At 61.0% G+C, this 17139-nt stretch carries 11 protein-coding genes; 9 read left to right on the plus strand and 2 right to left on the minus strand.

Features of this window, described 5'->3' with window-relative positions; translation table 11 throughout:
* Window position 1: 1 nt before the first annotated feature.
* Window positions 2-973: an SDR family NAD(P)-dependent oxidoreductase gene (locus tag AC5Y42_RS20675; RefSeq protein WP_499900437.1), complete on the minus strand. Its 972-nt coding sequence runs from the start codon at window positions 971-973 to the stop codon at window positions 2-4.
* A gap of 55 nt (window positions 974-1028) precedes the next feature.
* Here AC5Y42_RS20675 and AC5Y42_RS20680 point away from each other — a divergent pair, with 55 nt between their 5' ends.
* The 8 genes from AC5Y42_RS20680 (at window position 1029) to AC5Y42_RS20715 (ending at window position 14308) form a co-directional block, all read left to right on the plus strand.
* On the plus strand, window positions 1029-2390 hold the full coding sequence (locus AC5Y42_RS20680) for a TIGR01777 family oxidoreductase (RefSeq protein ID WP_499900438.1): 1362 nt from the start codon (window positions 1029-1031) through the stop codon (window positions 2388-2390).
* A gap of 37 nt (window positions 2391-2427) precedes the next feature.
* Window positions 2428-2928, plus strand: coding sequence for a DUF427 domain-containing protein (locus tag AC5Y42_RS20685; RefSeq protein WP_499900439.1), 501 nt, complete (start codon window positions 2428-2430; stop codon window positions 2926-2928).
* Between the two features lie 63 nt (window positions 2929-2991).
* On the plus strand, window positions 2992-3399 hold the full coding sequence (locus AC5Y42_RS20690) for a hypothetical protein (protein WP_499900440.1): 408 nt from the start codon (window positions 2992-2994) through the stop codon (window positions 3397-3399).
* Window positions 3400-3548: 149 nt separating this feature from the next.
* Window positions 3549-5291: an NAD(P)/FAD-dependent oxidoreductase gene (locus AC5Y42_RS20695; protein ID WP_499900441.1), complete on the plus strand. Its 1743-nt coding sequence runs from the start codon at window positions 3549-3551 to the stop codon at window positions 5289-5291.
* A 294-nt stretch (window positions 5292-5585) separates the two neighbouring features.
* Window positions 5586-11216, plus strand: a complete 5631-nt coding sequence (locus tag AC5Y42_RS20700) for a type I polyketide synthase (protein ID WP_499900442.1) — start codon at window positions 5586-5588, stop codon at window positions 11214-11216.
* Between the two features lie 37 nt (window positions 11217-11253).
* Entirely contained in the window at window positions 11254-12105 is an 852-nt protein-coding gene (locus tag AC5Y42_RS20705; RefSeq protein ID WP_499900443.1) for an ABC transporter ATP-binding protein, read from the plus strand.
* A 116-nt stretch (window positions 12106-12221) separates the two neighbouring features.
* Window positions 12222-12962, plus strand: a complete 741-nt coding sequence (locus AC5Y42_RS20710) for an ABC transporter permease (protein WP_499900460.1) — start codon at window positions 12222-12224, stop codon at window positions 12960-12962.
* Between the two features lie 50 nt (window positions 12963-13012).
* The gene (locus AC5Y42_RS20715) at window positions 13013-14308 is read left to right on the plus strand and encodes a cation:proton antiporter (RefSeq protein ID WP_499900444.1); all 1296 of its coding nucleotides are present in this window, start codon (window positions 13013-13015) and stop codon (window positions 14306-14308) included.
* A gap of 33 nt (window positions 14309-14341) precedes the next feature.
* Here the strand turns inward: AC5Y42_RS20715 and AC5Y42_RS20720 are convergent, their stop codons facing one another.
* A complete protein-coding gene (locus AC5Y42_RS20720; RefSeq protein WP_499900445.1) occupies window positions 14342-15679 on the minus strand; it encodes a DUF2867 domain-containing protein in 1338 nt (445 codons plus the stop codon).
* Between the two features lie 342 nt (window positions 15680-16021).
* Here AC5Y42_RS20720 and AC5Y42_RS20725 point away from each other — a divergent pair, with 342 nt between their 5' ends.
* Entirely contained in the window at window positions 16022-17137 is a 1116-nt protein-coding gene (locus AC5Y42_RS20725; RefSeq protein WP_499900461.1) for a polyprenyl synthetase family protein, read from the plus strand.
* Window positions 17138-17139: the final 2 nt, after the last annotated feature.

The raw sequence follows: 17139 nt of genomic DNA on the forward strand, positions 1-17139 counted from the left end.
ATCACTCGATGCCGATAGCGTCCGCGCAGTAGCGCCAAAGCAGTTCGCGGTCGCGGTCTTTTTCCCGGGTGAACGACAGGTAGTGCTCGGGACGTGGCCGTCGGTCGTGCCAAAACTGCCCAGTTGGTGGTTCCGGTTTGGTGGCGGCGAGCCAAACTGCGGTGTCGGCCCCTTCAGCTGGTCCGCGCAACATCGGGCCGCTAAGCATGCGAAAGACCGGCAGAGAATCGGCCACCCCCGGCGTGTCCGCCCAACCGGGATGCATGCTGTACACAGAGATCCGCTCTGCCGCAAGGCGTTCGGCGAGGATCGGCGTGAGCGCCACCTGCATCCGCTTGGTGCGCGCATAGGCAATGGCGCCGCGGTAATGGCCGTCGCGGTACTCCGGATCATCGACATGTAAGCGCTGGCTATACATCCCGCCCGACGACATCAAGATCACCCGCGAACTGTCGGAGCGGGCCAGGATCGGACGGAGGCGCTCGGTCAACAACAGCGGACCCAGCACATGAGTCGCCAGCGTGATCTCGTGCCCCTCGCCGGTTTCCGCGCGAGCCGAGGGAAGGACACCGGCGTTGTGAATGAGTACGTCCAACCGGGACACCCGGCTGGTGAGGTCGTCGGCGAAGTCACCGACAGCGGCCAGGTCGGCGACATCGCACACCTCGACGTGCAACTCGGCATCCGACCGCGCAGCCACGATTTCGGCACGAGCCCGCTCACCGCGCTCGGCATTACGCACTGTCATCAGAACCTTCGCACCAAGCTCGGCCAAGCCGGCCGCAATTGCCTTTCCGATACCACTGTTCGCTCCCGTTACCATGACGGTCCGCCCGCACAGCGCGTCGCCGACCGGGTCATCGTCGGACCAGGCAAATCTTCGCAGTCGATAACCAAAACGCGTATAGCCGGGAACGACCGCACGGTCGAGCAGATTATCGACCAGCGAGATGCCGGCTCGACGGATACTCATGTCGACTACTGTGCCGTGATCGCATGTGGGCTGTCTCGCCGGTACCGTCGACGAAATGGGACTGGTGTACTCAAGCGTCATCGACGCGCCCCGCGACGAGGTCTTCGCATGGCACGGCCGGCCGGGCGCCTTCGCCCGATTGTCGCCGCCGTGGCAGCCGATGCGAGTGATCGCCGAAGCGTCCTCGCTTGATGACGGTCGCGCCGTGCTCGCGCTTCCCGGCGGTCTGCGCTGGATCGCCCAGCATCAAGCGGATCACTACGATCCGCCCCGGTGTTTCGTCGACGAAATCAGTGCTGATGGGCTCGCGTCGGTTCCCGCCCGGGTCGCGGTGCGGTGGCGCCACACGCACGAATTCGACGAGGCCGACGGCGACCGGACCCAGGTGACCGACCGAGTCGCGACGACGGTGCCGGAGCGAATGTTGCGCGCTATGTTTGTTTACCGGCATCGCCAGCTGGCTGATGACCTGGCCGCCCACCGGCGCGCCGCCGAGCACGGCCTGACTCCGAAGACCATCGCGGTCACCGGATCCTCCGGGCTCGTCGGCTCAGCGCTCACCGCATTTTTGACCACGGGCGGCCATCGGGTCATTCGACTAGTTCGCCACGAACCTGCGACAAGTGATGAGCGCCAGTGGAATCCGACTGAGCCTGCGCCCGATCTGCTGGCCGGCATCGACGCGGTGATCCACCTGGCAGGCGCCTCAATAGCGGGCCGGTTCAACGAAGCACACCGACACGCGATTCGCAACAGCCGGATCGGCCCAACCCGGCGGTTGGCCGAGCTTGCAGCGAGAACGCCGAGCGGTCCGGCGGTGCTGATATCGGCGTCCGCGGTCGGCTATTACGGTTATGACCGCGGTGACGACATCGTGACCGAGGAGAGCGATCGCGGCGATGGCTTTTTGGCCGACGTTGTCGCCGACTGGGAAGACGCGACCGCACCGGCCGAGCAGGCCGGCGTACGGGTGGTGCACGTGCGCACCGGCATTGTTCAGTCGCCGCGCGGCGGCACCCTTCGCCTGTTTCGGCCGCTGTTCAGCGCCGGACTCGGTGGGCGGGTTGGCAATGGCCAACAATGGCTGCCCTGGATCGGAATCGACGACCTGGTGGACATTTATCACCACGGACTATGGAATGACAGCCTGTCGGGTGCGGTGAACGCGGTCGCCCCAGAACCCGCCCGCAACAGCGACTACACCCGTACTCTCGCCCATGTCCTGCGTCGGCCCGCGTTGTTGCCGGTGCCCGCCCTGGGCCCAAAGGTGCTGCTGGGCGCCCAGGGCGCCCGCGAACTGGCCTGCGCGAGCCAACGAGTGATCCCTTCCCGGCTGAACCAAGCAGGGCACCCGTTCCGCCACCCGCGCTTGGAGCAGGCGTTGCGGCACGTCTTGGGGCACGCGGCGGCACAATGAGCGGTCGCGTTATCAGCCCGCTCGGCGCGGCGTGGCCGTGACGAATCGACGGGTGCCCCATAAGCCGGGCCCAGATCAAGAATCGGTATGGGACTATCCCCGGCCACCCCGGCTTGAGCCGTTCAAAGGGTCGATCACAGTAGAGTTGGGCGGCAGCATCATCGCATCGACCGAGCAGGCATGGCGAGTACTAGAAACCAGCCACCCGCCTTCCTACTATCTGCCACGTCAGTGCTTCGCCGATGGCGTGCTGCGTCTGGCTTCCGGCACGTCGTGGTGTGAATGGAAAGGCCAGGCAACGTATTACGACCTGGTCAGCACTGACCGGGTCGCGCACAAATCCGCGTGGACTTACCCTGAGCCCACGCCCGCTTTCGCGGCGATCGCTGGTGCTGTCTCCGTAATGGCCGCACACGTTGACTGCTGCACGGTCAACGGCGAGCAGGTCGTACCGCAGCCCGGGGGCTTTTATGGCGGATGGATCACCAGCTGGATTGCCGGCCCGTTCAAAGGTATTCCGGGATCGATGAACTGGTGACGCGACGACGATAGCCCAGCACGCGGCATGGCCAATGACGCGGAACCGTAGTAGTCATGCAGTATGCAACCAACCACGCCACAGGCCCGATTTTTTCCGTACCGCTACGACCGTCGGCTGGCGCCACTCTGGCTTCCATTCAGAGTCTGGTCCCGAGGCCAGGGGGTGACGCTCGACGACGGTCGCTTCATGGCCCGTTACGGACCATTTCGGGTCGATGTGCCGTTACGCCAAGTAGCCGATGCCCACATCACCGGCCCGTACCGTTGGTGGACTGCTGTCGGACCGCGGCTGTCCATGGCCGACGACGGGTTGACGTTCGGAACCAACGCGACCGCCGGCGTCTGCATTCACTTCGAACCACGAATCCGGCGTGTCATCGGGCTGCGTGACCACTCCGCTCTCACCGTGACCGTCGCAGACCCCGACGGTCTCCTCAGTGCGCTCCAACAAGCGAGCAGTCCCGGCTGAACCTGCTCACCATCTAGCCAACGCAAGATATTTTCAGTAAGTTAACGTTTAACTTAGTGAAGGGTGGGCACTAAGTGGCATATCCGTGACTGCGCAGGATGAGTGTGACGGGAGGGCAACCTGTGGACGTACGAGACCAGCTGTCGCACATGACCTCGGAGACACGCGAAGCCCTCGCCCGGAAAATCAAGGCTCAGCTGTCGGATGTCGGCACCACCGCAACACATCACGATGTGACAATCGTGGGAGGCGGCGTGGCCGCCCTCACCCTGGCGCTAGAGATTCGTCGCGCGCGGCCCACGACGCGCATCCTGATTGTCGAGCCAACCGCTCACCCGGTGCCCGAGATCACCCATACGGTGGGCGAGTCGACGGTCGAGGTTGCCGCGCAGTATCTACGGGATCGCCTTGGGTTGGCCGACCATCTGCACACTTCGCAAATTCGCAAGATGGGTTTGCGAATGTTTTTTTCCCACGATGGAAACACCGATATCGCGCAACGGCAGGAACTGGGCAGCACGGCATTCACGCCTCAAGTGACTTTCCAAATCGACCGCGGCAGGTTAGAGAACGAGCTGAACCGGCGATGCCTTTCGGCCGGCGTGGAAATCGCTTCTGGGCGTGTCCGATCAGTCGACTTGGGGACACCGGACGGCGCACATACGGTTTCCTTTCAAACCGGTGACACCATCACGCACACGACGGCCCGCTGGGTGGTGGACGCTTCCGGACGAAATCGGACGCTGAGCCGGCAGTTGGACCTCAGATGCGCCAACGAGCACAACTGCAATGCTGTGTGGCTGCGGGTTGCCGCCGAACTCGACGTTAGTCAGTGGAGCGATGACCCGAGTTGGCAGGCGCGCTTAGTCGAAGGTGACCGAGCACTATCCACCAACCATCTAATGGGCGAAGGCTACTGGGTCTGGCTGATCCGACTCCCCTCGGGATCCACCAGTGTCGGCATTGTGGCTGATCCCGCGTTCCACGCGTTTGACCAGTTCAACACGCTTGCTAAAGCTCAATCCTGGCTTCGTGAGCACGAACCGCAATGCGCTGCGGCTTTGACGCAGCATGACCACCAGATCAAAGACTTCAGGGTGATGAAGCATTACAGTCACGGTGCCACGAAAGTATATGACGGTCGTGACCGCTGGTGCCTTACCGGGGACTCCGGAATTTTCCTAGACCCGCTCTACTCGTCGGGGCTGGACCTGATAGCGATTGGCAACGGGCTCATCACCGATATGATCGCGCGCGACCTCGATGGAGAAAGAGTCGATGCCCGAGCCGCCATCAGCGATTCGCTTTTTCGATCTCTCACTGAGATGTGGCTCGCTATATATTGTCACCAGTACACCTTAATGGGCTCGCCAGCGGTAATGTCGGCAAAGATTATCTGGGACATTGCGTTTTACTGGGGCTTCGTCGGACTGCTCTACAGCAACGACCGATTCGTCAGCGTCGCCGACGATGGCGAGGTAGGGCCACACGTCGAAGGCCTCATCGACCTCAGTAATCGTATGCAGCAATTTTTCCGGGAATGGGCCGCAATCGAGAGCGCCCGCCCTTCGGCGGGATTCGTCGATCTGTATTCGCCACTCAATTTCATGGTGACCCTGCACACCGTGATGATGGGTAAGTCTCACGATTTCACTGCGCAATTCGACGCTAATACCCGAATGCTGCGTCAAATTGCGGGTCAACTGGTAGACGCCGTCGTGGGGGATAAAAGCGGAAGGTTCGCCGAGGACGATGTCATGCGGCAGGTCCAAGTGTGGCAACGCGACTCGCTGCTGCGCGAACTCCGATCCATCTACCGTCGCGAACAAGCGGTAAATCCCATCAGTCATGAATGGATTCTCAGTGCAGCGCCCGCGCTCCAACTTCGTTGACCACCGGAAAGACGTGCCGGCTCAAATATTTGACGGAGCCCCCCCTCCGTTGGGAAACACCCCAATGCTCCACGTCTCACTGTCGACCCCGCAACCTCATCTGAACGTTCGTCCCGCCAAGGATCTCGTCACTGCGGCGCCGCTCTGTATTGCTCGTGCTTCCTGCCGCGGAACCGAGAACGTCTGCGTCATGACAGCGATCTCTTAGAAGTGAAATGTGCTTGATTGCCAGCGTAAGGCTAACTGCGGACCGGGGGTTCAGCGTGAACTCACGACCGCTTATGGGGCGAAGGGATGAACTTGCTGACTGAAGTAGCTAGTCGCCGGCCGTTGGCGATCGTCGGAATAGGATGCCGGCTTCCAGGCGGTGCGGATTCTCCGGAAAGCTACTGGAACTTGCTGTGCAACGAAGTCGACGCCACGTGCATCGTTCCCAAAACACGTTGGAACGTCGGCAAATACTACGATCCAAATCCAGACAAGGTCGGGAAGATGGTCACCCGTCGAGGCGGGTTCCTTCGCGAAATAGACCAATTCGACCCACAATTCTTCGGCATCTCGCCACGTGAGGCCAACTTGGTCGATCCGCAGCAACGCTTGCTGCTGCGGGCTACGTGGGAGGCCCTGGAAGACGGGGGGATATGCGCGGACGCATTGGCCGGAGCTGAGGTTGGGGTCTTCATCGGCGGCTTCACCCTTGACTACCAACTGCTGCAGAATCAGGGCCGCACCAGCCGTTTTCAATTCAAAACTCATTCCGCTACCGGAATGATGATGACGATGCTGGCGAACCGGATCTCGTTCACCTTCGACTTCCGCGGGCCGAGCATGACGATCGACACCGCGTGCTCCAGCTCGCTCGTCGCGGTACACCTTGCGGCGCTCAGCATCTGGAACGGCGAATGTGATCTCGCACTTGCCGGCGGTGTCAACATCATGATCGGACCGAATACGGCTATCGCGGAATCAAAGAGCGGATTTCTCAGCCCTGACGGGCGCTGCAAGGCGTTTGATGAGTCCGCTGACGGTTACGCGCGGGGCGAAGGTGGCGCGGTCGTCGTCATCAAACCTCTTGAGCAGGCGCTACGCGATGGCGACGACATCTATGCGCAAATTTTAGGCGGCGCGGTGTCGCAAGACGGTCACACCGACGGCATCACCGTGCCTCGGGAGCAAGCTCAAGAGGCAGCAATTACAACAGCGCTGCGACGAGCCGGCGTGCGCCCAAACGAAATCGGGTACGTGGAGGCGCACGGCACCGGAACCCCTGTCGGCGACCCAGTTGAGTTGCGGGCTCTCGCCAAGGCGCTCGCTTCCGACCGGGCGGCAACAAATCCTCTACTGATCGGATCGGTCAAAACCAACATCGGTCACCTTGAGGCCGGCGCCGGGGTGGCCGGGTTGATCAAAACAGCGTTGGTGCTCAAACACGGGTACATCCCGGCGAACCTGCATCTAAAGAACCCGAGCGGACAAATCTCGCTGACAGACTTGAATATCGACATTCCGCGCACTGGTCGCCAGTTTCCCGAGAGCAAGCGACGCATAGCAGGCGTCAACTCCTTCGGCTTCGGAGGCACCAACGCCCACGTCGTGTTGGCTGAGCCGCCCGCGTCGGCCGACGTCCCCGCTTCGAATCATCGGCGGCACCCGCCGCTTAGCTTGCTCCCGATTTCCGCGCGTTCCGAGGACGCGTTGAAAGCGACGGCCCATCAGTTGGCGCAACACGTGAGCGCTCACCCCGACCTCAAATTGGCTGACCTTGGTTACACCCTGAGCCAACGCCGCTCTCACCTAAACTATCGTCGCGCCCTCGCCGCGGACAGCATGACCGATGCGCGCGACCAACTTCGAGCCATCGCTGACGGCGAGCTGATCTCCGCAGGCCGTGCCTACCCGACTGTTCCCAAGCTGGCATTCGTCTGTACTGGCATGGGTCCGCAGTGGTGGAAAATGTGCCGAGGACTGCTCGACGTATATCCCGCGTTCACCGAAAGCATCCTGCGATGTGATCGCGAGCTATCCCGTTATACGGACTGGTCTTTGGTCGACGAGCTTCGGACCGATGAAAGCCGTTCTCGGATGGCTGAAACAGACGTCGCGCAACCTGCCAACTTCGCCATCCAGATAGCACTCGCTGAGCAGCTCAAACAGTTCGGAATCGAACCTGACGCCGTGATCGGACACAGCGCAGGTGAAGTGGCCGCCCATTATCTCGCCGGTTTGGTCACGTTCGAGCAGGCAGTTCGGATCGTCTATCACCGAAGTCACCTTCAACAACGCACGAGCGGATTGGGCCGCATGCTTGCAATCGGCATCGGCACAGACGCGCTCATGGAGACGCTCGACGACAAGGCGGTCGATGAAATTGGTCGGCGCATATCCATCGCCGCCGTCAACAGCTCCTCAGCACTGACCATCGCCGGCGACACCGAAATCCTCGACGACATCGCCGGTCAGCTGGACGAGGTAAGGATCTTCAACCGATTTCTCACTGTCAAGGTGCCCTACCACACCCATTACATGGAGGCGGTGAAAGAAGATCTCTACCGCGCTCTTGAGGGGCTGTCGTCGGGCGTGGCGAGCATCCCCCTGTATTCCACAGTCACCGGCGAACAGCTGGACGAATACGCTGCCGGCGCCGCCTACTGGTGGCAGAACACCCGCGCTACCGTTCTGTTCGAATCCGCTGCCCGCCAGATGCTTGATGATGGATACACGCACTTCGTCGAGTTGGGCCCGCATCCTGTTTTGGCGGCATCGATTATCGAGATCGCCGCGACCCAAAAAACAGACGTTGTCGTGTTGGCAACACAGCGGCGCGATGACGACGACGGCCGTACGCTGATGAACTGCGTTGGCGCTCTGCACTGCCACGGCCACAAGATCGCGTGGGACGCTGTGAACCCGCCGCAGCAGGCGCGACTTGCGAAGCTACCTTCCTACCCCTGGCAATTGAAGCGATTCTGGAACGAAACCGACGAAGCAGCAGAGGAATTGCACTACAACCCGGTGCATCCCCTACTGGGACAATCGGTCAACGCGGTGCACCCAACCTGGGAAGCCGAGTTGAGCACAGCCATCATTCCCTTTCTCGCGGACCACCAGGTGCAGGGAAGTACGCTGGTGCCCGGATCGGTGTTCATCGAGATTGCCCTGGCAGCTGCGGAGGCGGTTTACGGGTCAACCGATTACCGTGTTGACAACCTGGTGCTGCACCGCGCCCTGATCCTCGCCGAAACCTGCGATCCCCTTCTCAGGACCACCCTCAATCAAAGCACCGGCACCCTCGAATTCGCCGCATTCACGGCAACTGCTGACGGTGACCTCAACTGGGCCATTACCGCGACCGCAGAGCTCAACACACTCTCAACGTCGCCGCACTGGCGCGACGCTCCGAAAGGCCCGGAGCCCGTCACCACAATCAGCGGTGACGATTTCTACTCACACACCCGCGCCATCGGATTCGCTTACGGTGACGCATTCCAGACTGTCAGCACGGTGACTTCCGGTGCCGGCTGGGCAGAAGCGCAAATCACCGTTCCGGCGCAGATCGCCGACGAACTCCTTAACTACCGATTTCATCCGGCGCTCGTCGACGGTGCCTTTCAAACACTGCTCGGCGCACCGATTCCCGGGCGTGACGCCAGCGAGACCCCGTATCTTCCCACTCGCATTCGGCAAAGCGCCATCTATCATCCGCCCGAAGCGAAGATGACTGCCCAGCTACGTGTCGTTTCAGCAACCAAAGAAGAAGTCGAGTGTGACATCACGATCACCAACGACGTTGGCGAGCCGCTCGCTGCCTTCAATGGCTTTACCGTGGCATCACTCAGCGCCTCGTCTCGTATGTCGCCCGAACGCCTCGACAAGGGTCTGTACGAGGTCCACTGGGTCGCCAACGGTGACGTCCCGCACGATCATCAGGACAACGCCCCTGCCACCGACAACCTGTCTTGGCTCGTTTTCGTCAACGCCTCCGGCGTTGGCACGAATATCGTCGAACATCTACGCCGCCGCGGCCACCGTGCCCGAGCGGTTATTCCCCGAAGCGTCGGTGCCCTGACAGAAGTCGACGCGGGATACCTGGTCAACCCCCGCCAGCCTGAGCAACTGCGCCAGTTGGTGAAAGCGCACCTCGAAAAAGAAGGTGACCTGGCGGGGATCATCAACTGCTGGCCGATAGATATTCCCGCCCCCGCTAACCGGACAAGGCCCTCAGCACCGACCTCCCCGGTCAGGCAGGACGACGCGTGCGTGAGTGTAGACGCCGCCGAACTGAACACTCATACAGGTGCTTTCACCATTGTCAACATCGTCAAAGCCGTCGCCCACTACAACACAGTCCAACCGCGCCTCTACTTGATTACCGCCAATGCGCAGCCCGCACCGGGAACCTCAAACCTTGCCCCCGACCAGGCCACGATCTGGGGGCTCGGCCGGGTCGTCGGCCACCAGGAATTCGCCACCCAGTGGGGAGGACTTGTCGACATTGACGACGCCGACGACCCCGCTGAGACTGCTTCGCGCGTCTGCGAGCACATCCTCAGCAATGATTTCGAGGACCAGATCGCACTGCGCGGCCGCACAACATTCGTGCCGCGCCTTCGGGCGTGCACCAGCCTGACAAAGGCATTCCCCACCAAACTCACGACGGATGCCACCTACGTTGTCACCGGCGGAGCCGGAGCCCTCGGCCGCACCGTGGCCGTGTACCTCGCCGAACGCGGGGCACGACATATCGCGCTGCTGAGCCGAAGTGAAATCCCGCCCAGAAACCAATGGCCGCTGCTCACGGAGGACCACCCACACTTTGCGACCGTCGATACGATCCGAAAGGCCGAACGCCTCGGTGCCCAAGTAAGCACCGCCAGTGTCGATATCACCGACTTCCACCAAGTGAATTCGTGGCTGACAACCCACACCCGAGAAGGGGTCTCGCCAGTCCGCGGAATCATCCACGCCGCAGGGTCTGTCGACGACAAACTTCTGGTGAACATGAGTGAAAGTGACTTCGTCAACGTGCTCGCTCCCAAAATCAGCGGTACCCGCGTGCTGCACAACGCTTTTGAAGGGCACGATCTGGAATTCTTCGTGATGTTCGGCTCTGCCGGGTCGGTGATCGCTTCGCCCGGTCAGGGCAACTACGCCGCCGCCAACGCTTTCCTCGACGCCTTCGCCCACTACCGGCACACGCAGGGGCTGCCGGCGCTCACCATCGGTTGGGGCCCGTGGACAGTAGGCATGGTTGAAGAGCTCAACCTGGACAAAATCTACGCTCAGCGTGGAATCGAGCTCATCACGCCCGCAGCGGGCGCTCGAATCCTCGACCGGCTCATCAACCAAAAAACTCCTCACGTCATTGCTATCAGCGCCGACTGGAGAAAAGCCCGCAGCGCTGGGCTCACCGGGCAGCTGCCGCTGATGTTCTCTGAACTGGGCACCGCCGAAGCTTCACTGAATCACGCCGATTCAGAATCCTCGATCCTCGACGTCCTCTCGGAGATCTCAGAAGCCGACCGCTTCGACGTGGTCGCGGAAAGAGTTCGACAAATCGTTGCTGCTGTCTTCGACCTCCCCGTTAACGACATCGGCGCGGACGACAGTCTGAACGACATCGGCTTGGACTCAATGATGGCAATGGATTTCAGAGTACGGGTCAACACGATGTTCGTGATCGATCTGCCGGTGCTAGAGCTCCTCAGAGGTGTGAGCGTCAACTCACTGGCCGTTCGAATACTCGCCGAGCTTCACATACCCGGTACCGATGCGCCGGCAGCCACCGAACACCGATCAAAGTCCACCGCAGCTGACGACGACGTGAACCAACTCATTGAACAGCTATCTGAGGCCGATTTGCGGGAAGTATTAGCTGAACTTGAACGACAGCCTTCCGAGCAGGAGACCGGAGGGGCGAACTCATGAACGCAGACGGCGAGCACCTCAAGGCTCGGCGACGGCAATGACTTACCCGGATCAGTCGTCGGCAGTGCGCGTTCGCGGTTTGTCAAAAACCTACGGGCAGCTGCACGCGGTACGGGATTTGGATCTCGACGTTGGATTCGGCGAGATATTTGCGATCCTCGGGCCTAATGGCGCGGGCAAGTCGACGACCATCGAAATTTTGGAGGGGCACCGCAGACGCGATGCTGGACAGGTGCGTGTACTGGGTGAAGACCCCGGGACTGCGGGCAGGAGTTGGCGCGCCAAGGTCGGCATAGTGCTGCAAGAGGTCAGTGACTCCGGAATGCTGACAGTGTCCGAAACCGTTGAGATGTTCGCGCGATGCTACGGCAAGGCTCGAATCCCCCGCGATGTCTTGGAACTCGTCGGACTCGAATCGATCGCCGGCTCGAAGGTACGGACGCTGTCAGGTGGGCAGCGGCGCCGGCTCGACGTCGCTCTGGGCATCATCAACATGCCCAAGCTGGTGTTTCTCGACGAACCAACCACTGGGTTCGATCCAGAAGCCCGACGACAATTCTGGGACCTCATCAGAGTATTGGCCGCAGACGGCACGACGATTCTGCTTACTACCCACTACCTCGATGAAGCCGCCGCGCTGGCGGACCGCGTCGCCGTCATCGCCGACGGCAGGCTGGTAGCAGTCGACTCGCCGGCCAATCTCACCGCATATGCGAGTTCGTCCGCGACAGTCCGATGGATGGAGGGAGATCAGGTTCACGTGGAGGAGACAGCTCACCCGACCGAATTGATCCGACAAAAGTCCACGGATGGCGCAGAACTGGCTCAGCTGACGGTCACCCGAACAACGCTCGAAGATGCTTATTTGCGCTTGATCGGACCGACATGATGGCCGTCGACCACGTTGACACTGCGTCACCGCCCAAACACCGCGCACCTGGCCCGGAGTCACGGCTCCCCTCTTCGCTGCGCATCGGATTCTCGCGTGTAATTCCCGAGTTGAAGATGTTCTACCGCCGGCCGGAACAGGTAGCCTTGACATTTTCGATGCCGGCTGTGATTTGCATCTTGCTCGGCTCGATTTTTTCAGCGAAACTACCTCAAAGCAACACCAGTACCGGTGCGGTGATCGCGGCGAGTATCCTCGCCTATGGGATTCTCTCGACATCGTTTATCAACCTCGGCATCAGCATCGCTGCCGACCGAGATACCGGCGCCTTGAAGCGACTTCGCGGAACGCCGACCACCGCCACTTCCTATTTCATCGGAAAAATTCTGCTGGTCGCCGTCGCCAGCCTCGCCGAGGCCATCGTTCTGCTCTCCGTCGGCGTATTGATGTTTAAAATCCGCCTACCGACTGACCTTTTCGAATGGCTCACGTTCTCGTGGGTATTTCTGCTCGGCATTGTCAGTTGCTCCTTGTTGGGAATATTTATCAGCAATTTCGCGAGTAACGCGGTTTCCGCCGCCGTTATAACGAATGGCCCAGCAGTGGGTTTACAATTCGTATCAGGCACCTACGTACCATTGATGGCGTTACCGACATGGATGCTGACCATTGGCTCCATCTTTCCAGTGAAATGGATGGCGCAGGGATTTCGGTCGGTGCTGTTGCCGTCGAATATGGTGGTGTTCGAGCCGGCCGGCAGCTGGGAGCACTGGGCAACGTTTTTTGTGCTGGCAGCATGGAGTATTGGCGGCTTGATTGCTTGTCTCGCAGTCTTCCGTTGGTCTGACACGGGCTGATCGTGCCGACCTCTCGAAATGTACAGATTTTTTACTTTAGGACCTGACCTATGCCCGCAGCGATATCTGTACATTTTTTCCTCGAGCTTGCCGTCATACTTGGAGCTTGCCGTCTTGTAGGATTAGCTGCACAGCGTTTGGGACAACCGCAGGTCGTCGGGGAAATGATTGCCGGCGTCCTTCTCGGCCCGTCACTGTTCGGTAGCCTAGCGCCCGGTTTTCAACACCACCTGTTTCCCCAAGGCCAAGCAAATGTCGTGCTGTATACCACGGCGCAGATCGGCCTGGTGCTCTACATGTTTCTGGTCGGACTCAATTTCGACGTCGACCTGATCAAACATCGCGTCCGCACTGCAGCGGCGGTCTCCACAGCAGGTATTCTCGCGCCGCTTGCCCTCGGAGCGCTGATCGCCGTGCCGCTACTGGCAAGCGGAAAGTTCTTCGAAAAAGACGTCACGCTTCTCATGGCAATGATGTTCTTGGGAGCCTCCATCGCGACCACCGCGTTCCCGATGCTGGCCCGAATCATTTTCGAAACACGACTTTCCGGAACACCTTTAGGCACGCTCGCCTTAGCGTGTGGCGCAGCTGACGATGCGCTCTCGTGGTGCATTCTGGCAATCGTATTGGCCATTCATCGGGGTAATCCCGTCGTGGCCGCGACAGCAATAATCGGCGGCATCCTATACACCCTGCTGTTGCTGACGGCCGGCCGCAGAACTTTAGCTGTGCTCGGTGCAGTATCGGAACGGCGGAACACGATCACACCACCGGTGCTGTGCAGCGTCCTTATTCTGCTCATGGCATGTTCCTGGTTCACAGACACCATCGGAATCTACGCCATATTTGGCGCATTCATTCTCGGTGTCGCCATGCCACGCGGTTTTTTCGCGCGGCAGCTCACGACCGGCTTGGAGCCAATCGTCACGACGTTTTTGCTGCCGTTATTCTTCGTCTACTCTGGGCTGAACACTCAGATCGGCCTACTGAACAGCCCGACACTGTGGGCGGTAACACTCGGAATACTTGTCGTCTCGATCGCGGGCAAAGGATTGGCATGCACGCTCGTCGCGCGGCTGATGAAAGTCCCGCTCCGCGAATCGATTGCGCTGGGATCGTTGATGAATGCCCGCGGATTGATTGAACTCATCCTTTTGAATATCGGGCTCGAAGCCGGCGTCATCACTCCTCGGCTCTTCACCATGCTCGTGCTGGTAGCGATCATCACCACACTGATGGCCACACCGATTTTCGAATTCGTTTATGGCCGATACCGGACGGACGAGGCGCAGGTCACGACTGAAATCGCTGAGCTACGCACTGTGCCGGCGTCGAAAGATTCGTAACATTACACGGCGACACGGATCAAGACCGTATCATCACGCTTCCGAGGCCGCTGACATTGCCGCGCTGGCGGTGACATCCTGCAATAGTCGACGAAACCAACGCCGCTGCAACACAATTCCTGCATACCAGTAGATTCGGCCGGCGATACCGTGCGGATAGAAGATCATCCGTTGCTCGTAGCGGCTGTGCCCTCCGGGAGCGTCGGACACCCGCATCTCCAGCCACATCTGACCGGGCTGGCGGCCAAGGGTCTGAAAGCGCAACAACTCGCCGGGTGTGCCGCCTTGCTCGTGCCACCCGCGCCGGATCGCGGTCGCTTCGATCGCCTTCCAGAGCTCGGAAGGTGTCGCATTGGTATTCGCTGATGTACTTGCGATGTAGGTGATTTCGCCGGCCCAAGCGGGGTCGCTCGGAAGCGCCACCGACGGCTCGCCATCGTGCGTTGCGGTCGACCAGGACGTTTCCACCACACCGTGCGCGATACGCGTCAGCGCCAGCTCGACGGACTCCCGGTAGCCGATAAGGCCCTCCGCCGGGTGCGGGATCACACCGTCGATATCGTGGTCGGCCATGACGGCATTGCAGTGCAGAGATTCCACCAGCGGTCGCGCGAGCCCCGGTGGGATCGGCGTCACCAGACCCACCCACCAACTGGCGATCGTCGGTGTCAGAAACGGCAGCACGACGATGACACGTCGGCGCAATCCGGCGGTCTCCGCGTAGATCTGCATCATCTCGCCGTACTCCAGAACGTCCGGCCCGCCGATATCCCAGGTTCGCGAGGTCGGCACATCGGCGGCCGCTGCCTCGACCAGATAATGCATGACGTCGCGAACCGCGATGGGTTGAATCCTGTTGTGCACCCATTTCGGTGTCGTCATGACCGGCAGTCGATCGGTCAGGTGCCGGATCATCTCGAACGAGGCCGAGCCAGAACCGATGATGACTCCGGCCTGCAATACCAGGGTTTCGATGCCCGAGCTCAGCAAGATGTCACCCACAGCCGTGCGCGACTCGAGGTGTGGTGATAGTCGCGCTCCCGCGGGATGCAGACCGCTGAGGTACACCAAGCGGCGCACACCGGCAGCCCGAGCGGCGGCCACCACGTTCTTCGCCGATCGTCGTTCTTCGGCGCCGAAATCGGCGGAAGTCCCCATTGAATGAACCAGGTAATACACAATGTCGACGTCTTCGAACGCTGACGCCAGCGACTGCGGGTCACTCAGGTCGCCACACACCACTTCGGTGCCGTTCCGCCACGGAACATCGTCGAGTTTTGCCGGGCTGCGAGCCAATGCGCGCACCTGGTAACCCCGATTCAACAGCCGGGGCACCAGACGACCACCGACGTATCCCGTCGCTCCAGTCACCAAGCAGCGCACTCTTGATCGTCACCTCCGCCCATCAGATTCCCACCTGTTATTCGGAGTCGGCCCGACGTCGGACGCCCGTTCGTCGCCGTCCTTGACGAACGTACTCGTTGAGCTCTGCTGCCGGCATCCCGTCGCGTCGGTTGTCGGCGATTGCTGGCGCTCGGCACTGAACTTCACTAAGTTAATGTTTAAGCAAATTAACAGAGGTCGCCGGCGCGGCCAGCTATGTCGTCATGTTTGTCGACACAGGCAGAGGGGTATCACCGCGTGAGCTTGAGCCGTTCGAGTCGGCGACTGAAATGGCTGCCGGGAGGGGCGACCGTGCGCGAAGTGAGTACTTTGTCGCTGGTTCCGGATGAGGTGTCTCCAGCTGTCACCAAGCTCTGGTCGGATGCGGACAATTTTGTCGGTTGGCGATCGGGTGTCCGGCAGGCCGTGCTGGCCAGCGTCGCAGCGTTCGTCGATGAGCATTGTGTTGCTGAGCTGGACAGATCAGGAGTCGACTCGGCTGGCGATACCCTGGTCGATTTCGTTTCCGGCGGCAAATGTCTGCGGTCGACCTTTATGTACCTGGGCTGGTTGTGCGGTGACGCGCCAAGCGATGCTGCTCTGGCGGCGGCGGCCAGTTTGGAGTTGCTGCACGCCTTTGCGCTGCTGCAGGACGACGTGATGGACGGTTCCCCCGAACGGCGCGGCCGTCAAGCCGCGCACATCACGTTCGCCGACTGGCACCGCGACCGGAAGTTAGCCGGTTCGCCACGCCGATTCGGCGAGTCGGGCGCGGTCTTGCTGGGGGACCTGTGCCTGATCTGGGCCGAACAGATGCTGAGGGAGAGCGGAGTGGACTCTCGCAGTCTCCAGCGGATTTGGCCGCGCTACGACGCGATGCGCATCGAGTTGGCGGTGGGCCAGTTCGCCGACCTGTCAAGCGATGTCCGCGATCTGCCACCCCTGGACACCGTGCTGGACGTGGCGCGGCGCAAGTCAGGCAACTACACAGTGCGCCGGCCCTTGGAAATCGGCGCGGCGATGGCCGGCTGCGACGAGTGCACCTTGTCGTTGCTTGGCCGTTACGGTGCCGCTGTCGGTGAGGCGTTTCAGCTCCGCGACGACATGCTGGGCGTCTTCGGGTCACCCGAAGTCACCGGCAAGCCCAGCGGAGGGGACCTGCTGGAACGAAAGGCGACCAGCGTGCTGGTGACCGCGCACCACATGGCAGACGCGGCCACCCGCCGCGAACTCGCCCAACTGATGAACAGCGAGAATCTCGACGACGGCGCGCTCGACCGGTGGAAAACGCTGATCGTCCAAACGGGAGCTGCGCAGTGGATCGAAGAGTTGATCGGCCGCCGCGTCACGTTGGCCCGAAATGTGCTGGATCACGATGTTATCGACAGTTCCGTCTGCCTCGCACTCGACAAGATGGCGACCGCCTGCACGGAGCGGGCGGAATGAGA

This window comes from Mycobacterium sp. NGS48, from assembly GCF_059812585.1.